We start from the raw sequence: 22,408 nt of genomic DNA on the forward strand, positions 1-22,408 counted from the left end.
CAGTTCGAGCAGACCTTACGGCCCAGAACCCTTCTTGTTCGCCCCCTCGAACAACTCGATGTGGACACGGCCTTGTCCGGACCACCGGTCAGCGGACGGCTTCTCCTATGATGGAAAGCGCTTGCTGTGCGGTCCACCAGTAGTACCGGGGAAGGCATGAGAAGACCGGCATCCAGGCGTCGAACGCCTACGAAGGGAATGACGTGACACGCAAGACCGTGCGTATCGCCATGAACGGCGTGACCGGGCGTATGGGTTACCGCCAGCACCTCGTCCGGTCGGTCCTCGCCCTGCGTGACCGGGGCGGCCTCGACCTCGGCGACGGCACCGCGCTGTGGCCGGAGCCGATCCTCGTCGGCCGCCGTGAGCACGCCCTGCGCGAGATCGCCGAGCGGCACGGGCTGGAGCACTGGTCGACGGACGTGGACGCGGTCCTCGCCGACCCGACCGTCGACATCTACTTCGACGCCCAGGTCACCTCCGCCCGCGAGGAGGCCATCAAGCGGGCCGTCGCCGCGGGCAAGCACATCTACACCGAGAAGCCCACCGCCACCGGACTGGAGGGCGCCCTCGAACTGGCCCGCCTCGCCAGTGAGAAGGGGATCAAGCACGGTGTCGTGCAGGACAAGATCTTCCTGCCGGGGCTGCTCAAGCTGAAGCGGCTCATCGCCGGCGGGTTCTTCGGGCGGATCCTGTCCATCCGGGGCGAGTTCGGATACTGGGTCTTCGAGGGCGACTGGCAGTCCGCCCAGCGGCCCTCCTGGAACTACCGTGCCGAGGACGGCGGCGGCATCGTCGTCGACATGTTCCCGCACTGGGAGTACGTGCTGCACGAGCTCTTCGGCCGGGTCACCTCCGTGCAGGCGCTCGCCGCCACCCACATTCCGCAGCGCTGGGACGAGGACGGCAAGCCCTACGACGCCACCGCGGACGACGCCGCCTACGGCATCTTCGAACTGGAGGGCGGTGCCGTCGCCCAGATCAACTCCTCCTGGGCGGTACGGGTCAACCGGGACGAGCTCGTCGAGTTCCAGGTCGACGGGACGGCGGGCTCGGCCGTCGCCGGGCTGCGCAAGTGCCGCGTCCAGCACCGGTCCGCCACCCCCAAGCCCGTGTGGAACCCGGACATCCCCGCCACCGAGGTCTTCCGCGACCAGTGGCAGGAAGTGCCGGACAACGCCGAGTTCGACAACGGCTTCAAGGCGCAGTGGGAGCTGTTCCTGAAGCACGTGTACGCCGACGCGCCGTACCACTGGGACCTGCTCGCCGGAGCCCGTGGCGTCCAGCTCGCCGCACTGGGCCTGAAGTCCTCGGCCGAGGGCCGCCGCCTCGAGGTCCCGGAGATCTCGCTGTGACCATTCAACTTCCTGGCACGGATGGTCGGTTGCGGGCCTATGAGCCGTGTGCGGAGCCGCTCGCGCTCACCCCGGGCGCTCCTTTCACCTCCCGGACGGTCTTCGCGGCCGCGCATGTCGTCGCCGATCCGTTGGCCGACGTGTCGCCCGACTCCCCGGCTGCCGTCGACTGGGACGCCACCCTCGCCTTCCGCCGCCATCTGTGGTCCCACGGGCTGGGCGTCGCCGAGGCCATGGACACCGCCCAGCGCGGGATGGGGCTGGACTGGGCGGGCGCGGCCGAGCTGATCCGGCGGTCCGCCGCCGAGGCGAAGGCGGCCGGCGGGCGGATCGCCTGCGGTGTGGGCACCGATCAGATCGCCGGCGGGTCACTCGCGGAGATCCGTGCGGCGTACGAGGAGCAGCTCGCGCTCGTCGAGGAGTCCGGGGCGCAGGCGGTCCTGATGGCCTCGCGGGCGCTGGCCGCGGCCGCCGAAGGGCCCGAGGACTACCTGGAGGTGTACGGCCGTCTCCTGCGGCAGGCCTCCGAACCGGTGATCCTGCACTGGCTCGGACCGATGTTCGACCCGGCGCTGGAGGGCTACTGGGGGTCGGCCGGCCTCGACACGGCCACCGACACCTTGCTGGAGATCATCGCCGCGCATCCCGACAGGATCGACGGAATCAAGGTCTCCCTGCTGGACGCCCAGCGGGAGATCGACCTGCGCCGCCGGCTCCCGCAGGGGGTGCGCTGCTACACCGGCGACGACTTCAACTACCCCGAACTGATCGCGGGCGACGAGAAGGGCTTCAGTCACGCCCTGCTCGGCATCTTCGACCCGCTCGGTCCGCTGGCGGCTCAGGCGGTCCGGGTCCTCGACACGGGCGACCGGGTCGGCTTCCGTGAACGGCTCGACCCGACCGTCGAGTTGTCCCGCCACCTCTTCCGGACCCCGACCCGCTTCTACAAGACCGGGGTCGTCTTCCTGGCCTGGCTCGCGGGACACCAGGCGCACTTCACGATGCTCGGCGGCCTGCAGTCGGCCCGCTCCCTGCCGCACCTGGCCCGCGCCTACGAACTCGCCGACGGCCTCGGCCTGTTCCCCGACGCGAAGCTCGCCGAGGAGCGGATGAGGAGTCTGCTGTGTCTGTACGGGGTGAACCAATGAAGTCGGCCGGAGACCTCTCGCGTTTCTCCATCAACCAGATGACGGTCAAGCAGCTTTCCATGGCCGAACTGGTCAAGTGCTGCAATGAGTTGGGCATCACCAACGCCGGCTTGTGGCGGGACCCCGTGCGGACGTACGGCCTGGAGGCGACGGCCGAACTGGTACGTGACGCCGGCCTGACCGTGACGACGCTGTGCCGGGGCGGCTTCCTCACGGCGATCGGCCCGCAGGCGCGTGCCGTCGCCCTTGCCGACAACCGTCGTGCCGTCGACGAGGCGGCCGCGCTCGGCACGGACACGCTGGTGCTGGTCTCGGGTGGCCTCCCGGCGGGGTCCAGGGATCTGTACGGCGCCCGGGAACGCATCGCGGACGCGCTCGCGGAGCTCGGCCCGTACGCGGAGTCCCGCGGTGTCCGGCTGGCCATCGAGGCCCTCCACCCGATGTACGCGGCCGACCGCTGTGTGGTCTCCACCCTCGCCCAGGCCCTGGACCTCGCGGAACGCTTCCCCGCGCACCAGGTGGGCGTCACGGTGGACACGTACCACATCTGGTGGGACGACTCGGCCCCCGCGCAGATCGAGCGGGCGGGCGCGGGCGGCCGTATTCACAGCTTCCAACTCGCCGACTGGACCACCCCGTTGCCGGAGGGCGTCCTCAACGGCCGCGGACAGCTCGGCGACGGCTCGATCGACATGCGGGAGTGGACGGGGTACGTGGCGGCGGCGGGGTACGCCGGTCCGATCGAAGTCGAGCTGTTCAACGAGGAGCTGTGGGCGCGGGACGGACGGGAGGTGCTCGCGGAGACCGCGGCGCGGTTCGTGGAGCACGTGATCCGATGAGCGTGTGAGTGACACGTGCGCTTCACCGGGTCCGCCGACCACGCAGGACGGCCGCTGGGTGGTGGGAGCCGTCCGGTGGCGGGACGGCTGGTGGGTGGAGTTCCGGGAGGACGGGCTGGAGCAGCACGCGCCCGAGTCCGAGGGAGCTGATCCCCTGGTCCAGGATCCTGCTGAGCATGCGCCTGACATGGGCGCCAGGCATCCGTCCAGGGACCATTCCATGATGGGGCTCTCGGCGGCCTGCCGGGCCCCTGGAGGCCCCTGACCATCTCGCTGATCGGTGTGAGCGGCCGGCCCTCCGTGTCATCGCCTCGACCCCGCGCTGCGCCGTCCCGACCCTCGCCCGCGGCGACCTGCCCCGCGACCCCGACGCACTGCGCCTGCCCATTTTGACGGCGGTGCCTAGGGTGCTCCGGGTACGCCTGCCTTCAGGTGCGCCGCCAGCAACCGCAGCGCCGTCCAGGCCTCGGTGTCCGTGCCTCCTCCGAGGGGATAGTGCAGGGCCGGGGCCGAGGGCGGGCCGAGTTGCACCGGGCCGACCGAGACCGGTGGGCGGCGGGCGTGGGTGAGGCCGATGCCTCCCACGTCACGGGCGCCCAGGGTGAAGGCGAGCGGGGTGGGCGGGGCCTGAAGACGCGGGGCCGCGGTGAGGTCGCGGGAGGCCCGGTGCACGGATGTGAGCATGGTGGTCAGGGCGTGGTCCGTGACGAGGGCCTCGGCGAGCGACTCGATCCGGTCCGTGGGCGGGATCTCGCCCTCGCCGTAGCCGAGGGTGAGTGTGACGTCCTCCTCGACCCCGCTCTCCGTACGTGTGCAGCGGAGCGAGGCCAGCGCGGGGCGGTCGGGGTGCCCGACGGCGATCAGATGTGTGGGCGCGGGCGCCCGGTCGCGCGCCAGGTCGGTCAACTGGCGCGGCGACCATGGCAGGTTGACGGGCTCCGCGGTGCCCCAGCCGGCGGGCGGGGCGCCGGTCAGCGTACGCCAGGCCGCCTCCAGGGACCGTCCCAGAACGAGGTCGGTGTCGGCCGGGCGTACGGTGCGGAACGCGACGACGAGCTGCCGTTCGCCCGTCGGCTCCGCCCTGGCGAACGCGTCGGCGACCGTCGTCGTGCCGTCGGCCGCGGGTGCGGGCGCGAACGTGCCGTCCTGCCAGCGCAGCACCGCCCCGGACAGGCCGTCGTAGTAGCCCTGCGCCGGATCCTGCACGACCCAGCGGTTGGGTACCTGCAGCAGGGCCTCGCGGGCGGGCGGACTGACGCGTACGCCGGGTGGGGTGACGATCTGCAGGGCGCGGCCCGTGGCCGTGGTGTTCCGGAAGACGTCGGACAGCCACGGGGTCAGGGCCAGCACGGGCCGGTCGGCCAGGACGACGGCCGTGCTCCCGGTGAGCACGTCCACGACCGGCTGTCCGTCGTCCGGCGCCACGACGGCCCCGAGGTCGACCACCTCCGTGGTCACCGCCCCCTCGGGCCATACGCGCCCGTCCAGCAGCAGGGCGAGCCGCCCGCACACCGAACCCGCCAGGCGCTCCGCCTCGGGCACCGCACCGGAGGCCCGGACCTCGGTCCACCAGAACGGCACGGCAGCCTTCTCTCCCAGCAGCCGCTCGGCCTCACCGGACACCTGGACCAGCATCGGCGCCTCCACGGAGACGAGCGGCCGGCCCTGTGGCCCGCACAGGCGCAGGACCGCGCCGTCGGCTCCGGCGCTCACGTCGAGACCGGGGCCACCGGCGTAGAGCCCGGCCAGCAGGGCCCAGGTGTCGGGCATCTTCGGGGTGAGGGCGATGACGTCCTTGGTCACGGAGTCTCTTCGGTCGCGAGGGCGGTCTGGATCAGCAGATGCGGGCGGCCGCGGCGGACGAGCGTGCCCCGTCCCGGCGGCTGCTGGGAGGCGTACAGGCCGGGGAAGAGCTGGCCCTCGGTGCGGTCGCCGGTCATGACCAGCGCGGCCGTGCCGGTCTCCCGCAAGGTGGTCAGCAACGGCTCGTACAGGGCCCGGGAGGCACCGGCGGCGCGGCGGGCCAGGACGAAGTGCAGGCCGATGTCCTGGGCCGAGGAGACGTACGGCAGGAAGGGTGCGAGCGGCTGCTGTCCGGCCGTGGTGAGGATGTCGTAGTCGTCGATCAGGATGACGATCCGTGGCCCCGAGAAGGCGGGCTCCGCAGTGTCGGCGTCGGGGTCGGCAGTCTCCGGCAGGCGCTTCTCCAGCTCGGCGGCGATGCCCGTCGCCAGGGCGTTCGCGAGCTTGGCGTTGTGCGCGTAGCCGCCGCGGTAGGGCTCGGGGACGACGCCGCGCAGTCCGCGGCGCGGGTCGAAGACGCCGAAGACGAGTTCCTTGTCCGAGTACCGCTCGACGAGCTGGGTGGCGACGAGACGCAGCAGATTGGTCTTGCCGCACTCGTTGTCGCCGAGGATCAGCAGGTGCTGGTCGGTGCCGAACAGGTCGAGGGGGACCGGGGCGAGGGTCTCCTGGTCGACGCCGAGGGGGATCCGCGCGGGTTCGGCACCCGGGGCAGGGAGCCGGTCGATGGGCAGCCGGGTGGGCAACACCCGTACGGGCGGAGCGAGTTCCCCGTGCCAGGTGGCACGGATGGTGCGCGCCGCCTCCTCCAGTGCGGCGGCCAGGTCGCTCGTCGTGGGCCGGTTGTCGAGACGGGGCAGCGCGGTCTGGGCGAACAGCTTGCCGTCGGTCAGCACCCGGCCCGGGGTGTCGGGCGTGAGCGTCTCGGACAGCTTCCGGTCGACCGACGAGTCCGCCGGGTCGTTCAGGCGCAGCTCGACACGGGTGCCGAACATCGACTGGGTGGCGATGCGGACGTCGTTCCAGCGCAGCATGCCCGCCACGACGTGGATGCCGTAGCCGCCGCCCCGCTTGAGCAGGTCGGCCACCGCGTCGTCGAGGTCGGCGAACTCGTCCCGCAGGGCGCCGAATCCATCGATCACCAGGACAACATCGGTGGCGCCCGGACCGGGCAGCCGGCCCTGGGCCCGCAGTCGGCGCAGCTGGTCGACGGAGTCGATGCCGTGCTCGCGGAACAGTTCCTCGCGTTCCGTCAGCATGGCCCGCACCTCGGCGACCGTGCGGGCGGCCCGCTCGTGGTCGGCGCGGCCGGCGATGCCGCCGACGTGCGGCAGCCCGGTGAGCGCGGACAGGCCGCCGCCGGCCAGGTCGAGGCCGTAGACGGCGACGTCGTCCGGCGTGTGGGTGACGGCGAGCGAAAGGACCAGCGTGCGCAGGAGCGTCGTCTTGCCCGACTGCGGCCCGCCGATCACCGCCGCGTGTCCGCCCGCCACCGTCAGGTCCAGCAGCCACCTGCCCTGCCACTGCCGGGCCGGGTCGTCCAGCACGCCGAGCGGAACGCGCATCCCGCCCGCCGCGCCCGCCAGGTGCAGCCCGTGCTCGGAAACCCGCACCGGCCCGGCCGCCGCGTCCAGGGTGACCGAGTCCGGCAGCGGAGGCAGCCAGATCCGGCGCACCGGGGGCGCGGCCGCGGCGAGCTGCTCGACCATGACGGACAGGACGGTGGGACCGGTCTCGCGTTTGGTGGCGAGGGGTTCCTCCGCCTCCGCCTCGTCGTGCCCCTGGGGCGTGTTGTACGCCGGATAGGGCAGGGCGAGCGGTTCGCCGTCGCGCTCCTCGCGCGGAGCCGGACCCCGGTGGGCACCGGAGACGTAACCGGCCTTGAACCGCTCGTACGTGGAGGTGTCCACCTTCAGGTAGCCGAAGCCCGGCAGCGGCGGCAGATGGAAGGCGTCGGTGGTGTCGAGGACCGTACGGGACTCGTCCGCGGAGAAGGTGCGCAGACCCAGCCGGTACGACAGGTAGGTGTCCAGGCCCTTGAGCCTGCCTCCCTCGATGCGCTGGCTGGACAGCAGCAGATGGACGCCGATGGAGCGTCCGATGCGTCCTATGGACAGGAACAGGTCGATGAAGTCCGGCTTGGCGGTGATCAGTTCGCCGAACTCGTCGATGACGACGAAGAGGTGGGGAAGGGTCGCGAGGTCCGGGCGGTCGGTGGCGCGCAGGGCGGCGTAGTGTCCGATGTCGGCGACGCTCCCGGCGTCCTTCAGCACCTGTTGCCGGCGTTTGACCTCGCCGGCCAGGCTGGTGTGGACGCGTTCGACGAGCCCGGCCTGGTTCTCCAGGTTGGTGATCACGCCTGCCACGTGCGGGAGTTCACCGAAGGGGGCGAAGGTGGCGCCGCCCTTGTAGTCGACGAGGACGAGCGCGAGGTCCTCGGGGGAGTGCGTGGCCGTCAGGGCGAGGACCAGGGTGCGCAGCAGCTCGCTCTTGCCGGAGCCGGTGGCGCCCACGCACAGTCCGTGCGGGCCCATGCCGAGCTGAGAGGACTCCTTCAGGTCGAGCAGCACGCGCTCATGACGGTCCGTCAAGCCGATGGGTACGCGCAGGAAGTCCCGTTCTCCGCGAGGTGCCCACAGCCGCTCCAGATCGAGGGCGGCCGGCTCGTCGATGCCCAGCAGGCCCGGGAAGTCGACCGGTCCGGCGACCGGGGTGCCCTCGGCGGCCGACTCCGCGGACAACCGCAGCGGGGTCAGCATGCGGGCGATGCCCTCGGCCCCGGCCGCGGTCACGGGGTCGACCGTGCCCAGCGCTGTGCCCCCGCTGAGGTCGTCGCCGTCGACCCGGTCGCCGTCGACGGTGATGCGCACGCTCACCCGGTCGGGCTCGTGCACCTGCTGCTCCAGCAGGTGCAGCACGGTGACACCCATGTCCGCCAGGTCGACGGCCGAGTCCGGGCGGGGAAGCTCGCCGGCCGGTTCGCCGTACTCGTCGCTGACGACGACCAGTCGGCCGGCCATCCGCAGCGCGTCCCGGTCGGCGAGCCCGCGTCGTACCTCCGCCGCGTAGGCGGCCCTCCGCCCCAGCTCGTGCCGGATCCGGTCGGCCAGCTGCGGCAGACTCGGCGCGATCCGGCGGGCGGCGACGGGACCGTCGTACTCCTGGGTGTCGAGGACATGGGGCAGCCACTTGGCCCACTCCCACTCCGCGAGCCGGTCCCCGGGTATGGCGAGACCGAGGGCCACGTCGTCCGGCGCGTGCGTCACGGCGGTCTGCAGGAGGAGGGCCCGGGCGACGCGCAGGACGCCCTCCCGGTCGCCGACGACGCTCACGTTCCCGGCGCGGTCCAGAGGAACGGTGAGCGGGAAGTCCGAGGCGATGCGGAAGCGGCTCTGCAGCGCGCGGGCCTCGTTGAGCATGAAGGGATCCGGTGGCGTCAGCACCCCGCCCGTGCCGCTCTGGCTGACGGCCACCTCCTGCACGGGCACCTCGCCGGTGCCCAGCCGCGGATGCAGGAAGTCGGCGTCCTGACGGCGGCGCTCCCACAGCCGTGCCGGATCCCTGACGATGTCGTAGAGGGACTCGGGCGGCGGATTCAACTCGCGTGCCATGAGCCGCCGTTCGCGTTCGCTTGCCCCCAACTCGTCTCGCAGCTCTTCCAGATACTCCAGATAGCGCTCCCGCTGGACCCGCCGGGTGCGCTGCGCCTTCCCGCGCTGGGACAGGAACAGAGCCACCGCGCCGAGCAGCGCGAAGACCAGCACGACCGCGCCGAGGGCCGCGAACCGACTGTTGCGGACGACCGTCATCATGATCACCGACCCCATGACACCGGCCATGGGGAGTAACGCCGTCGCCGCGTTGCCGAGCTTGCCCTCGGGCAGGTTGGGCGGTGCCTCGATCGTGCGCGGTACGGCGGGGGCGAGGGGGCGCGTGCTACGGGCGGGTCGGTGGACGAGCTGTTGGGTCACGGACCGGGCTTTCGGAGTCGGCGGGCAGGTCGGGCTGCAGTGCTGTGCCACCTCACCGGACCCTCACCGCCCGGTGCATCGCCTCCGCCGCCAGCCCGAGCGCCGCGTCCTGGGTGGCGCGGCCGAGCAGCTCCGTCCGGATGGGCCCGCCGCCGGCGAGATGGCGGTCGTACGGCAGGACCACGACGGTGGCGCCCGTCTCCTTCAGGTGCGCGGTGGCCGCCTTCACGTCCAGGATCATGTCGGGCGAGTTCGCGGTGAGTGCGACGACCGTCGTCGCCAGGGCGGAATGCGGCAGCCCGGCCAGCCAGTCCAGGACCTGACGGGTGCCGCCGACGCCTTCCGCAGTCGTCGGCGCGACGACGACCCTGGCGTGGGCGGTGTCCATGGCGGTGCGGGCCACCTCGCCGGGCAGCGTCTCGCAGTCGACGACCGTCACGGCGAAGTAGCGCCGCAGCGCGAGGGTCACCGTGCGGTACGTCCGTACGTCCAGGGGGGCGCCGACCCTTCCCTGGCTCGCGGGCAGCAGCCAGCCGCCGTCGGACACGGGCACCAAGTAGCCGGTGACGTCGGTCAATTGCATGGCGGGCGTAAGGATCCGGGCGAGGTCGCCACACGACCAGCGGACGGACTCCGCGCCCATCCGCACCGGCAGGGTGCCCAGCGCGGCGTCCGCCTCCAGGGTGAGCACCGGGTCGTGCCGGTAGTGGTTGAAGGTACGGCCGAGCAAGGCGGCGACGGTCGACTTGCCGACGCCGCCGCGGATGGAGGTGACGGCGATGACCCGCCCGGTGGTCACCGGCTGCTGCAACTCCTTGGCGATCCGGGTCCGTTCGGTCACGTCCTGGGAGACGGAGGAGGTGAGCCTGCGGAGGGAACGGCCGGTGCGGTGGGCGAGGGAGTCGCCGTGCTGGGGGCGGCCGAGGGCTATGGCGAGGCGGGGGTCGACGGTGGGGACGGATTCCGGGGTGGGGGTGGGGGTGACGGGGGCTGACGGCGGAGTGGGGGTGGGGAGGCGGGGGGCGGGGCGAGGAGTGGGCGCGGGCGGGGTTGGCCGGGGCTCGGCGGGCTGTGCGGGGTTCGTTTGCGCAGGTGCGGGTCGTGCGGCGGTCTCCTGCGGAGGTTCGGGTCGTGCGGCGGTCTCCTGCGGAGGTTCGGGGCTGGCGGAGTGAACGAGTCGCAGGGCCGGCTCGCCGGAGCGCGCCCACGTTCCCTGCTGCCCGTGCTGCCCGTGTTGCCCGTGCTGAGCCAACTGCCGCAGCACATCGCGCTGCCAGTCGCCGCCACCCTGCTGTTGCTGCTCCTGTTCCCCCTGAGCCATGCCGTCCCGTCTCCTAAGCGAAGGTGCCGAGCAGACGCCCGTACACGCCGAAGACCCCGATGAGCAGCGGAAGCAGCGCGATGACACCCACGGACTCAAGCAGGTCGCCCACCCGCCGCAGCCGTACCCGCACATGCTCGGCGGGCTGCACCACGAGCACGGCCAGCGGCAGCACGGCCAGCGCCGCGAGCACCGCCAGCGCCGGACCCGCAGCGCCGGACCGCTCCACCCACACCGACAACGCCCTCACGGCCACCAGAGCGCCGCCCGCGAGCAACCCCACGACCTCGGCGATCAGGGGGAAGGCCCGGGCCCGCAGCACCATCACCACCGCCGTGACGACAGCGAGCGGCACGGTCCACACCGTGGGGGCACGCAATGTCCACATCCCCGCCAGCGCCGCCGACACGGCCACGGCGACCGTGGCGAGCACCAGCCCGCGATGCGCGGCGGCCAGGGCCGCGGACACCTGGTACCGGCTCACCGAGACGCCACTGGCCCGCCGGTCGTCGAGCCCGGCCAACCCGGAGGCCATGAGAGCGAGACGCGGCAGCAGGCCGAGCACCACGACGGACGCGACGGCGAGTACGGCGCCCACCCGGGCCTGCTGCCCGGCCGTCCCCGCCCCCGACTGCATGGCGACGACGCCCTCCCAGCCGAGCACGGTGACACCGACAGCGGCCGCACCGACCAGCCCACCGCGCCCCAACGCGGTGAACCACCCCAGCAGTACCAGCGTGACGACACCCACCGAGGCCAGGGCTGCCACGTGCAGCGCGGCGGACCAGCCGCGGCCGTCGGCGAGGGAGGACACCCCCAGCATGCCCAGCAGTCCGGCCGAGCAGAGGAGGGTGGTGACGAGCCCGCGCTGCTGCCGGGCCCGCCCGAGCAGGACCCCGGCGAGAGCGGCGACGACGGCCACGGCGAGCAGCGCGCCCGCGACGACGGAAGGGTCGTAGGCGGCCCGCGCGAACAGGGCGGCCACGCCGGCCCAACCCACGGTCGCAAGCCCGGCGGTGACGCGCCGGGATCCGGGCCCCCATCGCCAGGACCGACCACCGAGATCCTCCGCGGCCTCGTCGCTCACGTCGTGCACGACGGGCGCGGACGGGGCATCCTCGGCCCGAACCAGCCGCAGCACAGCACCGTCGCGGACGCCGGCGGACTCAAGGGTGCTGTCGTGGTCGAGCGCGGACCCGTCCGTGGTCACGAGATGCCGCAACTCGGGCCGCTCGCCCACCCGGTCGTCCAGCAGTCGCAGGATCTCGGGCAACAACAGCCCGACCGGCTCCCGCGCCGGCAGTACGAGATCGATACGACGTCGCTCCCCGACCAGGGTGACGCGACTCAGGGCGACCGCGGTCCCACTGGCCGCCGTACGATTCATGGCCCCCGCAGACATCACGTGTTCGAACCTATCACCGGTTTGAAGGGGCGCCGGAGGGTGTCGCAACCCCCGCCGAGGGCCCCACGGAACCTCCGTACGGACTCTTCCCGATCACCCGATGCGACACGAACGACCACCCCACACACCCGGCACACAGCACGGCGGCGATCACGACTCCGGCGAAGACCTTTCCCACCCGCTCATCCACGGAACGGCGTTGCCGCTGCGTTCCGAAGAGGAGGGCATCGCGGAGGCGTCGGCGCCGTACGGACACGGACTCCAGCAACTGACTGTCGTAGTCCTGAGCTGTCACGTCGGAAACTCTCCGAGCCAGCTTCGCTTCAGCAGGTGCTCGGGCAGGTACTCCGACTCGACCTCGACGGGACGGCCGGCGTCGTGGGCGAGACAGGTGATGGCGAGGGCGGCGAGGGGAATGTCGCCGTCTGCGGACTCCTCGCGCTCGGGGTCGGCGGTCCAGTACTCCTTGTGGAGCGTGAGGGCTTGCACGAGTGCCTCGTTGAACTTGACCGGGTCCTGGCCGATGAAGCGGTAGAAGAGGTTGATCGGCGGATACAGGACCTTGAGCATCATCTCGCGGTCGATGAGCCGCAGCCGGTCGGGATCCGTTCCGTCGAAGGCGGCGACCAGCTTCTCGCCGAGACCGGGCTGCTCCAGCCAGTACGTCTGGAGGACGTCGACCCAGTCGTAGATGTACTCCTCGAACACGGCGCCCGACGCACGCAGGGTGTCGATGGGTACCTTGCAGAGCTGGGTCATCCGGGCCTGGTCACGGCAGATCACCGCGAGCCAGAAGGCTTCCAGCCAGGTGCCGGCGTCCGCGAAGTGCTTGACTCCGACAGCCGGAATGCTGCGGACCTCGTGGGCGATCATGCATGGCACGGTGGAACCCGGGGGAGCGGTGACCGAGGCGAACAGCGCGGACCCGACCTGCATGGCCATGGTCCAGGCCTCCCAGGTTTCGAGCATCGCGGCCGTGGGGTCGTTCAGGCACTGGAGAAAGGCTCTGGACCGCGCCCGGTGGAACGTCATACCGAAGCTGTCCGGGTACTCTTCGAGACCTTCGATGTCCGCGACGGTACGCGCATTGAGTTTCTGCCGGAAGCCGTCCGGATCCGGGTGGTGACTCTCGCTCGGAGGCCGCGGAATCCTTGTCGGCAGGGGAGGATATGTCACTGGCCTTCGCCGACCTGCGAGACGAGGCGCAGAGTGAGTTCCGCGCTGGCGAGCATCCGGACGATTTCGATGGGGCGGTTAGCGAATTCCATCTTCACCACCTCAACAGGATCGACCCGACGGGCCTGTCCGTCGAGTCCGGTTGCTTCTATGACATATCGGTATCCGACGAGACCTGTGGGATCGTCCACAAGCGTCCAGTGTGCGCTATATTTTTGGATGAGCAGGTCGACGTGGAGCGTGATCCGGTCGTCCTCTTCGAATTCATCCAGGGGAGCCTGTGACACATAGTCGTCCAGGGGCGGAACGGCGCTCATCGGGTCACGAGTGTAGGTATCGGGAGGCACTCCGAGCATCTCCGCTATGTCGATGGCGTTCCGGCGCCTCTCCTCGCTCCATTCTTGAAGATCCGGTTCATTCACGTTCACCATGCCGCGTGCCTTTCATAAGGTCCAGGGCTACTTGGGAGGTGGCCCGTATCCGACAAAGATGATGCGAGCCTGGATGAGATAGCTCCTCTGGGCCTCTGTCCTGGTCTGTCACGTCGGGAACTCACCGCCCCGACTGCTTCATCAGGTGCAGGCGCAGATACTCCGAATGGACCTCGATGATGCGGCCGTCGTCGTAGGCAAGAAAGAGGGACCAAGCAGCCTGTTTAGTTGTCTCCGAGTCGCCAGGCCCTTGTCGGCTGGCCGTCCTCGTCCCATGTGCATTCTTCGCGGAGCGTGAGGCCGTCATCGTCGAAGATCTTCCGTGATGCTAGGGATCCATTCGGATGCCACTCCTTGAACTCCCCACGCGGCAGGCCTTTGTGCACGGTGCCCTCTGATCGCAGAGTTCCGTCCTTGTACCACTCGCGTGATGGGCCACTCTGAATTCCATCGACATAGATGTCCAAGCTCACCAGCTTGCCGGCAAGGTGCTCTGTCACCTCGCCGGTAAATGGCTTTCCTCGGTAGAGGAGACGTTGCGCCTCATCCATGTCCACTTCTGGGTCATCAATGTCGATTCGTTGAGCGGTAGCCATCAGGGGATCCAGTTCTCATCGCTCGGAGGGTAACCAGTGAAACGTCCATGGCTGCTTGGAACCCCTCGCAGCATATGGTTGCAGTTCGCGCAGAAGGGAGCCGCTCGTCCGGGAGTTCCTGTTGTTTTGTCCAAGAGGTAGGGGAATTCCACAGAGGCCCGCATCTCGGTGAGTGCTTCTTCGCCGTCGGGCAGACCGCGCTTTGTGCGCTCCCAGAGTAGTGAGTTGGCTGCCTTTACCTCGGCATGCCCCAGGGGGTGATCCTCGTGTGGCGGTCGCCCCTTGATGTCTTCGTAGCGGGCGGCAAGCGTCGGGTGGAGCTTGTCGGGTGGAATGATGTCAGCGGGTTTGCCGTTGATGCCCTCGATGATCTGGCCGGTGCGCAAGTCGACCACGGCTCCCACGCATGCACCAGTCTGCTTTCGAGGAAAGGTTCCCGCCTCCTTTGCCTCCCGGTACGCGGCACCGCGCTCGTGTGACAAATCGTCAAGGTAATCGGTGACGGAACGGCCGTCGACGTGGGTGATCAGACCGTTGGTCCGCGTGACGCGTGCCTCGGGAAGCTGAGTGAGAACCTTCTCACCCGGGCCAGGGACAGGCGCGGAATCAAGGTCTGTCCGGAGGTGATCCGCTGCGTGATCTTCAGCCGAAGCCACACCGTGATCGTGATGATAGCCTGAACCGTTTGGCCCGTCGCCGACCTCGATACTCGGCGACGAGTGAGAAGCATCGCCACCACCGGAGTCGTGTGGCCCGGTGTCGGGAGGCTCGTGGGCATGTGGCCGTCCAGAGTCACCGGTTGGCCTCTCGCTGTGTGAGGGGGAGGCCCCGTGCGCTGAGCCGGGGGGTGATTCGCGGCTGGCGGACGGACTGCGTCCCGTATCGCGTGCGGTGCCGCCAGGCATGTGGCGGCTTGACTCGTTGGGCAGGTTGTTCGCCTGACCGGGCCCGGAGTCGCCCGTACGCCCCACAGGCCCCTTGATGTCGTCGCCGGTATGTGCACTGACCAGGGCAGGATCGCGATGGGCGAGGTTCTGCTCCAGCATGGCGCGATCCGAGGCCGACAGCTCCACCTTCGCCGCCGCGGCTGTGCCGTCCGCCTTGATCACGGATCCGTCGTCCAGATTGAGCCGCGTGCCGTCGGGCCATTCGATGTGGTTGCCGACCACGACAGGGACGTCGTCGGCGATCTTCAGCACGCTGCCGTCCGGCTGGACCTTCCCCGCCCCCGAGAGGACGTCCGTATAGGCGCCCGCCTTGAGGTTCTTCAGGCTTCCGAACAGGTCGGCCACCTTCACCGTGCCGAACTTCGCCGCCTTCCCGATGTACGTCATCGGGTCGACCAGCCGCCCCGCTTTGCCGAGCGCGCCGATCGTCCGGGCGACGGCGCCACTCTTGGCCGCCGAGCCCGCGCCCCCGGTGAAGATGGTCGTGACCGCGTTGAAGGTGACCGCACCGCCGACCCGCGCCGGGTTCTTGCCCCACTCGTCGTAGGCGATCAGCGCCTTGCCGGTCTCGACCACCGTCTGGCGGGACTCCCTGAGGTAGGCGGGGAGCTTGTCGTCGGGGGCCAGCCAGTACGCCGTCCCGAGCGGGGTGAGCGTGATGGCGATGCCGGTCGCGAGCTTGCTCAGATGCGTCCAGGCCTCGCCCATCGCGTCAAGTCCGTCGAAGCCGACCATCGTGCCGAGCCCGCGGATGGTGCCCCACAGGCCGTCGACGAAGAAACCCTTGCCGAACTCGACGATCTGATGGCCCAGCCAGTCCAGACCGTGCCGCTCCTTCTCGACCGTCTTGCCCCAGGGCAGTTCGTCGGACGAGTCGAGGAGGTCCTCGGTGAAGCCGTAGGTGGACGTGCCCCGCTTGAGAAGACGTTTCTGCGCCCCGTCCTCGATGATCAGCGTTGTGCCGTGCACCAGCGCCGTGATCTTGTTGTGACAGGTGACCTCGGCCTGCCAGAAGGCATGGGTGGTGGCGTTGACGTCGTGCACGAGGTCGTTGTTGAGCTGGACGTTGTCCTCGTCCTCGCGCCAGTGGTCGTCGCCCGCGATGTGCAGCCGGAAGTTCTGGGCGCGATCCTTGAGACTCTTGAGCTTGGCCACCAGCGGCTGGATCTCCGCCTCATAGGCGCTGAGTGCCGCGCCCACCTTCTCCAGGTCGTCGGCGAACTTGTCCGCCTTGGCCGCCACGGGAGCGGTCGTGGCGAACAGTTGCTCCGCCTCCGGTGCGGAGTAACAGGCCGACAGTCCCTGGAACTTGCCGTGCACGTCCGCCCCGGCGAACCGGAAGGCGGACGCCTCCGCGGTCAGCAGCAGAGCGTCGGTACTGAGCTGCTCCAGGTCGCCGGTGAACTGCGGGATGTTCTGCGGATCGATGAGGTCCGGGCTCACTGACCCTCCTGGCGTCCCTTGGCCCCGGGCAGATCGATCTTGGGCTCCTTGAGCCCAGCCGCCTGCGCCTTCGCGGCCATCTCCAGGTCGCCCTTGACGTACTCGCTGGTCGCGGTGGCGGCCCCACTGAGGGAGTTCGACGTTCGGACCGCCACGTACGTCAGATCCTTCTGGTACGCCTCGAAGAACTCACCCAGCGCCGCAGCGACCGGTCCCATGACCCCGCTCTTCTCCAAGCCGCCCTGCCGGATCGTGCCGGCGGACTTCGCCGCGCTCGGCATGGTCTCCCCAAGTGCCTTGCCGGTGTTGGAGAGCCCCTCGGCCGCCTTTCCGGTCTCGTTGAGGACGTGCTGGACGCCCGAGGGAGAGATGTCCCACGTCGGCATGTCGAACCCCCGTTGAATTCACGCAGTTGTCGTCGTCATCGCCTCGCCGTAAAGCGCCTGCGTTCAGCCGATGTTGTCGACAGCCGCCCGCGCCTTCGCCACCGTGGACTGCGCGGTGCCGTCGTTCTCCTCGAGCGTGCTGCGGACGAGGTGGATGATGTTGCGGACCTCGGTTGCGGCGCGGTTCCAGCGGACCTCCTTACCGTGGTACTCGTCCGAGACCCCGTCGGCCTGGAAGTCGGCCATGGCGGCCTTGACCGCGCGGTCGCGGTCGGACAGCACGCGTTCCAGCCGGCCGATGATGCCCTGCAGACTGCCCTGCACCTCGCTGGAGGCGCCGGTGTCGTAAGAGAGGCGGTCCTGGTTCTGACCCATCGTCACGATCCCCCTGTCGTAGTGGCTGTGGCGTCTATCGCGCGCCGAAGCGGGCGGCGTCGAAGTTGGCCGCGCCCATGCTCTTGTTGGCGTTGTCCTGCGTCTCGATGTCACCGCTGCCGAAGGCGGTGTCCATGCCGCTCTGACCGCCCAGGATCGCGCCGAGCGAGCTGTTCAGCGCGTTGGTGATCTCGTCCGCCCGGGACTTGAACGAGTCGAAGGCGACCTTGCCGGACCCGTTGAACTTCCCCTCCAACGGCTCTGCCGCCTGGATCAGCCAGCGGATCAACGTACCCAGGTCGTCACTGGAACCGACCGTGCTCTTGCCGAGCTCCGACAGGGTCGTCGATCCCATGTCGAACTTCACGTGTCCACCCCCGTGCATCACGTCAGAATCAAAAGCTTGTTTGGGCATCTTGCATTGCAAGTGATCGCAGTGGCAACGCAGTTGGCCCCGATGTGGCGCGATCCGGACAAGATCGGAACGCGATCGCAAAGGCAGACGCGGCGTCACGGAGCGCCAGTAGGAAGCAGGTTCAGTACGGAGTTGCACGTAGGTGATCGTGTTGCGAGGAGAACAGTGGACAGGCGCGGGGGTGCGGGTGCGAACGCGCAGAGCAGTGGTCAGGGGCGCGGGAGCAGTGGTGCCTGCACTGGTTGTGGCTGCGTGTAGGGCGGGTGGCTCGGATTCCGTGGGTCGAGCCGTTCTGGTGGTGGCGCGGGCGCCGATTTCGGCAAAGCCGGCTAACCCGTGGCGCTGGCGGTCGAGTTGAGATAGGGCAGACGACCTGGGCCAGCGGGAGTGCGGCGCATCACCTGAAGATCGCGCCCGAGCGGCTCGCGCGCGGTACGGCGGTTTGCTCGCCCAGCCGCTCAACGAAGCGCTCGGTGGGTGGCAGCATGACGGAAGGCCGGGCAACCGTCATGATCATGGAGCGCTCCTGCCGACAGTGCCGAACTTCCTTACTCAGTCGAACTGCTGGACTCCATCGATCACGCGCGCCTGGTGACGTTGTCTCCGACTCCTGGGAACCGGGGAGATGGTTAGTCCGCCACCGGCGACAGAATATACTCGCTTTTGCCGACCTGCGAGACGAGGCGGAGGGTGAGTTCCGCGCTTGCGAGCATCCGGACGACTTCGATGGGACAGTTGGCGAATTCCATCTTCACCACATCAACCGGATCGACCCGACGGGTCTGTCCATCGAGCCCAGTTGCCTCGATGACATATCGGTATCCAACGGGACCTGTGGGATCGTCCACAAGCGTCCAGTGTGCACCGTACTTTTGGATGAGGAAGTCGGCGATGAAGGATGCCAAGTCGACGTGGAGCGTGATCCGGTCGTCCTCTTCGAATTCATTCAGGGGAGCGTGTGACACATAGTCGTCCAGGGCCGGAATGGCGCTCATCGGGTCACGGCTGTAGGTATCGGGAGGCACTCCGAGCATCTCCGCTATGTCGATGGCGTTCCGGCGCCTCTCCTCGCCCCATTCTTGAAGATTTGGTTCATTCACGTTCACCACGCCGTGCGCCTTTCATAAGGTCCAGAGCTACTTGGGAGGTGGCCCGTATTCGACGAAGATGACGCGAGCCTGAATGAGATAGTTCCTCAGCGCCTCTCTCCGGGGCTGTCACGTCGAGAACTTACCGCCCGACTGCGCTTCAGTAGGTGCAGACGTAGTTAGTCCGACTCGACCTTGATGGTGCGGCCGGCGTCGTAGGCGAGAGAGGGGGGCAAGCAGCCTGTCTAGTTGTCTCCGAGTCGCCAGGCCCTTGTCGGCTGGCCGTCCTCATCCCATGTGAATTCTTCGCGGAGCGTGAGGCCGTCATCGTCGAATATCTTCCGTGATGCCAGCGTTCCATTCGGATGCCACTCCTTGAACTCCCCGCGAGGCAGGCCTTTGTAAACGGTGCCCTCTGATCGCAGAGTTCCGTCCTTGTACCATTCGCGCGAAAGGCCATTCTGAATTCCATCGACATAGATGTCCAAGCTCACCAGCATGCCGACAAGGTGCTCTGTCACCTCGCCAGTGAACGGCTTTCCTCGACAGAGCAGACGTCGTGCCTCATCCATGTCCACTTCTGGGTCATCAATGTCGATTCGTTGAGCCGTAGCCATCAGGGGATCCAGTTCTCATCGCTCGGAGCGCCCGTCCCAGAGTTCCTGTTGTCTTGTCCAAGGGGGAATTCCACAGAGGCCCGCATCTCGGTGAGTGCGTCTTCGCTGTCGGGTAGACCGTGCTCTGTGCGCTCCAAGAGCAGTGCTTTGGCTGCCTTTACCCGAGGCACGCGTCACGCGGGCCAACTGAGTCCTGACGACAGCTCACGGAACGCCTTCTCAAACGCCCATGCGGCGCTCCTTGAGAGCGGTCACGAACGACGTCCAGCCGCCCGCCGAGAAGACCAGGGCCGGCCCGGCGACGGACTTGCTGTCGCGGACGGGCACGTCGGCGTGGCCACGGGCGACCTCCAGGCAGTCGCCCTGGCTGCCGCCGCTGTAGCTGGACTTGTACCAGCCGGTGAGCGTGGGCGAGTCGGTGTGCTCACTGCTGACCATGTGCGTGTTCCTCCGCTACCGCCCTGACGAGGGCCAGTGACTCCTGTTGCGAAAACGCGTCGCTCAGCGCAAGAGCGTATGCGGTCTGGCTGTCGGCCACCAGCGCCGGATCGTCCATCAAGTGGCCGGTGAGGAAGCCCTCGACGTAGGCCACCGGGGCGGACTCCTCGAAGCTCATGAGCGTGAGGTAACTCTCCATGAGCGCGTGTGCCCCAACGCCGTACGGCAGCACATGCAGCCATAGCCGCCCCGCCTCAGCCAAGTCTGCGATCTTGTCCAGCTGTTCGGCCATGACCTGCGGGCCGCCGACGCGGCGCCGCAGCACGGACTCGTCGAGCAACGTCCAGACGACAGGCTTCGCCGGGCCGTCGAGAATCCGGGCACGCCTTGTTCGAATGACAACGGCTTCGTCAAGTTCCTCTGCCGTGTGGTTCGGCCGGTACGCGCGGAACAGGGCACGCGCATAGTCGTCGGTCTGGAACACACCTGGCACCAGTGAGAGCGCAAACTGCTGGATCAGCGTGGCCTGTTGCTCCAACTCGGCTACAGGAGCGAAGTAGTCGTTGTACTTCGAGTCCAGGTCTTCCAGCCACCGAGCGAAGAACCCGTCCGTCCCCAGCGCCCGGTCGATCCGCTGCGCGTCATCCGGCTTCGGCAGTCGTCGCCCGGCCTCGAAATGGCTGATCAGCGTGGGCGAGCACACGACCCGGTCGCCCAGTTCCTCCTGGGTGAGCTGCGCTGCCACCCGCCGCAGCCTCAACTCCTCTGTACTTCTCCCGGGGTGTTCGAGGCGTACGACCTTCGTTCATCCGGCCAACTCCTTTTCTTGACAGGCGCGATGTCAAGCTTCAACCCGTGGAAGCGTGGCCAGCGGCGACCTCATTCTGTGATGGGTTCACCACAGAGCGCATTCACTGCGCCCGGAGAAAGCAGGCTGCCGTGACAGACCTCTTCGCCCGGCTCATCGAATCGTTCCTTCGTTTCCTCTTTTTTCCTATCCGTGGGCGGCGGCGCCACACAGCGTCTCCGCCCCGGTGCCCGTACTCGAACAGGTGCCCGTGTGCCGACGACGGCGGACCGGCCGTCCACCGCACGGGAGAACGGCCGCCGCGCGGCGAGGACAGTCGGCCGCCGCGTCCCCACGCCCCCGGGCCCCCGCTCGTCCTGTGGCTCGCGGAGCCGGGAGCGGATCTCCGTTCGAGGCCACCCCGCATCGCGGGGGTGCGCGGATGAACGGGGGGCAGTACGAGCACGCGGTCAGGCGCCTGCTGCCCTGGTCCACCCCGGAAGGAAAGCCCTGCTACCTCCTGGGCAGCGGTACCGGCTATGTCTCGCGCCTCGCCGACGAGATCGAGACCATCCAGCTCGGGATGGCCGACGAGCTCCTCGGTCACGCCGCCGAACTCCTTTCCGAGCCCCGCGTGACCAGTCATGAACTGCGCTACCTCGCCGGTCGGCTCAGCGAGTCCCTGCTGGACGTGAGACGTGTCGCCGAGAGCAGGGGCACACGGCTCGAGCGGGCGGACCCCGCAGCCGACACAGCCGGCGAAAAATCTTGAAGATGCCGTACAACCCTTCTCCCACCTGCTGTGTCGTACTTGGCATCAGGACTTCTGGAGGGGGATCCGGGGGGATCGCGGGGGTTCTGATACGGAGGGGAAGAGCCGAGGGGGCCTGGTCGACGGATCGGGCCCCCTCGAAGCTGTCCGGCGCTTTCCGAAGCTGTCCGGCGCCTTCTCTCAGAGCCTTGCGACCTCTTCTGCCGTCGGGAACGACTCCTGCGCGCCCCGCTTCGTGACGGCGGCGGCTCCGACCCGGGCCGCGTAGGCCGCCGCCTCCGTGAGGGACGCGCCCGTCCCCAGGCGCCAGGCCAGTGCCGCGGTGAACGCGTCGCCCGCGCCGGTGGTGTCCACGGCGGCCACCTTCACGGACGGGACACGCACCACGCCCTGGGCACCGGCCACCAGCGCGCCCTGCGCGCCCAGCGTCACGACCACCGACCGCGGGCCCTTCGCGAGCAGGAGCCGCGCCCAGTCCTCCGGCTCCTGGCTCACGCAGGCGTCCCCGAGGATCACCTTCGCCTCGTGCTCGTTGACGATCAGCGGGTCGCAGGCGGCCAGCACCTCCACCGGAAGGGGCTGTGGCGGTGAGGGGTTCAGGACGAAGCGGCCTTCGGGGGCGAGGCTGCGTACGACCTCCACGACCGTCTCCAGCGGGATCTCCAACTGCGCCGAAACCACCCGGGAGGCGTGGAAGAGGCTCCCGGCGGCCCGTATGTCCGCGGGCGTCAGCCGGCCGTTGGCGCCCGGCGACACCACGATGCTGTTGTCCCCGGACGGGTCCACCGTGATCAGCGCGACCCCGGTCGGCGCGCTTCCGACCAGCAGCCCCACCGTGTCGACACCGGCCGCCCGCTGCGACTGCAGGAGCAGCCGGCCGTGCGCGTCGTCCCCGACCCGGGCCAGCAGGGCCGTACGGGCCCCTAGCCGGGCCGCCGCGACTGCCTGGTTGGCGCCCTTGCCGCCGGGGTGGACGGCCAGGTCGCCGCCGAGCACCGTCTCTCCGGCAGCGGGACGCCGTTCGACACCGATCACCAGGTCGGCGTTGGCCGAACCCACGACCAGGAGGTCGTAGTCGTACATGTGAGGACTCCT

Annotated in this window: 21 protein-coding genes and 1 pseudogene; 4 read left to right on the forward strand and 18 right to left on the reverse strand. The window is 69.2% G+C overall.

The genetic code is table 11. The features are described 5' to 3' along the window. The first annotated feature begins 203 nt into the window (after positions 1 to 203). The 3 genes from Q8A52_RS20930 to Q8A52_RS20940 are packed head-to-tail and all read left to right on the forward strand — an operon-like array spanning position 204 to position 3,342. Positions 204 to 1,355 carry a Gfo/Idh/MocA family protein gene (locus tag Q8A52_RS20930; RefSeq protein ID WP_316754193.1) on the forward strand — a complete coding sequence of 384 codons (1,152 nt, stop codon included), beginning with the start codon at positions 204 to 206 and terminating at the stop codon, positions 1,353 to 1,355. Further along, positions 1,352 to 2,503, forward strand: a complete 1,152-nt coding sequence (locus Q8A52_RS20935) for a dihydrodipicolinate synthase family protein (protein WP_316754194.1) — start codon at positions 1,352 to 1,354, stop codon at positions 2,501 to 2,503. The genes Q8A52_RS20930 and Q8A52_RS20935 overlap by 4 nt, the downstream gene beginning before the upstream one ends. Then, on the forward strand, positions 2,500 to 3,342 hold the full coding sequence (locus tag Q8A52_RS20940) for a sugar phosphate isomerase/epimerase family protein (RefSeq protein ID WP_316754195.1): 843 nt from the start codon (positions 2,500 to 2,502) through the stop codon (positions 3,340 to 3,342). Before Q8A52_RS20935 ends, Q8A52_RS20940 begins: the two co-directional genes overlap by 4 nt. Before the next feature lie 22 nt (positions 3,343 to 3,364). On the opposite strand, the gene Q8A52_RS20945 is transcribed toward Q8A52_RS20940, so the two are convergent. The 17 genes and pseudogenes from Q8A52_RS20945 to Q8A52_RS21025 form a co-directional block, all read right to left on the reverse strand. Beyond that, complete coding sequence (locus tag Q8A52_RS20945; RefSeq protein WP_316754196.1) at positions 3,365 to 3,520, reverse strand: hypothetical protein; 156 nt, start codon at positions 3,518 to 3,520, stop codon at positions 3,365 to 3,367. Positions 3,521 to 3,744: 224 nt separating this feature from the next. Further along, positions 3,745 to 5,145 (reverse strand): DUF6177 family protein, encoded by a 1,401-nt coding sequence (locus tag Q8A52_RS20950; RefSeq protein WP_316754197.1) that lies wholly within the window; start codon positions 5,143 to 5,145, stop codon positions 3,745 to 3,747. Further along, positions 5,142 to 9,116, reverse strand: coding sequence for a type VII secretion protein EccCb (eccCb, locus tag Q8A52_RS20955; protein WP_316754198.1), 3,975 nt, complete (start codon positions 9,114 to 9,116; stop codon positions 5,142 to 5,144). The genes Q8A52_RS20950 and eccCb overlap by 4 nt, the downstream gene beginning before the upstream one ends. Before the next feature lie 52 nt (positions 9,117 to 9,168). Continuing rightward, positions 9,169 to 10,437, reverse strand: coding sequence for a hypothetical protein (locus Q8A52_RS20960; protein ID WP_316754199.1), 1,269 nt, complete (start codon positions 10,435 to 10,437; stop codon positions 9,169 to 9,171). 13 nt (positions 10,438 to 10,450) lie between these two features. Continuing rightward, positions 10,451 to 11,824 carry a type VII secretion integral membrane protein EccD gene (gene eccD / locus Q8A52_RS20965; RefSeq protein WP_316754200.1) on the reverse strand — a complete coding sequence of 458 codons (1,374 nt, stop codon included), beginning with the start codon at positions 11,822 to 11,824 and terminating at the stop codon, positions 10,451 to 10,453. Positions 11,825 to 11,855: 31 nt separating this feature from the next. After that, positions 11,856 to 12,137, reverse strand: a complete 282-nt coding sequence (locus Q8A52_RS20970) for a hypothetical protein (RefSeq protein WP_316754201.1) — start codon at positions 12,135 to 12,137, stop codon at positions 11,856 to 11,858. Next, entirely contained in the window at positions 12,134 to 12,874 is a 741-nt protein-coding gene (locus Q8A52_RS20975; RefSeq protein ID WP_316754202.1) for an immunity 49 family protein, read from the reverse strand. Before Q8A52_RS20975 ends, Q8A52_RS20970 begins: the two co-directional genes overlap by 4 nt. Positions 12,875 to 13,014: 140 nt before the next feature. Then, positions 13,015 to 13,449 carry a hypothetical protein gene (locus Q8A52_RS20980; protein WP_316754203.1) on the reverse strand — a complete coding sequence of 145 codons (435 nt, stop codon included), beginning with the start codon at positions 13,447 to 13,449 and terminating at the stop codon, positions 13,015 to 13,017. A 224-nt stretch (positions 13,450 to 13,673) separates the two neighbouring features. Next, entirely contained in the window at positions 13,674 to 14,045 is a 372-nt protein-coding gene (locus tag Q8A52_RS20985; RefSeq protein WP_316754204.1) for a toxin-antitoxin system YwqK family antitoxin, read from the reverse strand. Further along, a complete protein-coding gene (locus tag Q8A52_RS20990; RefSeq protein ID WP_316754205.1) occupies positions 14,045 to 16,435 on the reverse strand; it encodes a YwqJ-related putative deaminase in 2,391 nt (796 codons plus the stop codon). The genes Q8A52_RS20985 and Q8A52_RS20990 overlap by 1 nt, the downstream gene beginning before the upstream one ends. Beyond that, positions 16,432 to 16,821, reverse strand: a complete 390-nt coding sequence (locus Q8A52_RS20995) for a DUF6507 family protein (RefSeq protein ID WP_316754206.1) — start codon at positions 16,819 to 16,821, stop codon at positions 16,432 to 16,434. Before Q8A52_RS20995 ends, Q8A52_RS20990 begins: the two co-directional genes overlap by 4 nt. A 63-nt stretch (positions 16,822 to 16,884) precedes the next feature. Then, the gene (locus tag Q8A52_RS21000; protein ID WP_316754207.1) at positions 16,885 to 17,196 is read right to left on the reverse strand and encodes a pore-forming ESAT-6 family protein; all 312 of its coding nucleotides are present in this window, start codon (positions 17,194 to 17,196) and stop codon (positions 16,885 to 16,887) included. 34 nt (positions 17,197 to 17,230) lie between these two features. Beyond that, positions 17,231 to 17,563 (reverse strand): hypothetical protein, encoded by a 333-nt coding sequence (locus Q8A52_RS21005; protein WP_316754208.1) that lies wholly within the window; start codon positions 17,561 to 17,563, stop codon positions 17,231 to 17,233. A gap of 677 nt (positions 17,564 to 18,240) precedes the next feature. After that, positions 18,241 to 18,720, reverse strand: coding sequence for a hypothetical protein (locus Q8A52_RS21010; RefSeq protein ID WP_316754209.1), 480 nt, complete (start codon positions 18,718 to 18,720; stop codon positions 18,241 to 18,243). Positions 18,721 to 18,944: 224 nt separating this feature from the next. Next, on the reverse strand, positions 18,945 to 19,316 hold the full coding sequence (locus Q8A52_RS21015; RefSeq protein WP_316754210.1) for a toxin-antitoxin system YwqK family antitoxin: 372 nt from the start codon (positions 19,314 to 19,316) through the stop codon (positions 18,945 to 18,947). Between the two features lie 219 nt (positions 19,317 to 19,535). Continuing rightward, positions 19,536 to 19,754, reverse strand: a complete 219-nt coding sequence (locus Q8A52_RS21020) for a DUF397 domain-containing protein (protein ID WP_316754211.1) — start codon at positions 19,752 to 19,754, stop codon at positions 19,536 to 19,538. Further along, positions 19,741 to 20,563: pseudogene (locus tag Q8A52_RS21025) on the reverse strand (helix-turn-helix domain-containing protein). The gene Q8A52_RS21020 and the pseudogene Q8A52_RS21025 overlap by 14 nt, the downstream one beginning before the upstream one ends. Before the next feature lie 420 nt (positions 20,564 to 20,983). On the opposite strand from Q8A52_RS21025, the gene Q8A52_RS21030 reads away from it, so the two are divergent. Next, on the forward strand, positions 20,984 to 21,313 hold the full coding sequence (locus Q8A52_RS21030; RefSeq protein WP_316754212.1) for a hypothetical protein: 330 nt from the start codon (positions 20,984 to 20,986) through the stop codon (positions 21,311 to 21,313). A 180-nt stretch (positions 21,314 to 21,493) separates the two neighbouring features. On the opposite strand, the gene Q8A52_RS21035 is transcribed toward Q8A52_RS21030, so the two are convergent. Then, positions 21,494 to 22,396 (reverse strand): ribokinase, encoded by a 903-nt coding sequence (locus tag Q8A52_RS21035; RefSeq protein ID WP_316754213.1) that lies wholly within the window; start codon positions 22,394 to 22,396, stop codon positions 21,494 to 21,496. Positions 22,397 to 22,408 lie beyond the last annotated feature (12 nt).

The sequence above is a fragment of the Streptomyces herbicida genome (assembly GCF_032656585.1).
GTDB classification, from domain to species: Bacteria; Actinomycetota; Actinomycetes; order Streptomycetales; family Streptomycetaceae; genus Streptomyces; species Streptomyces herbicida.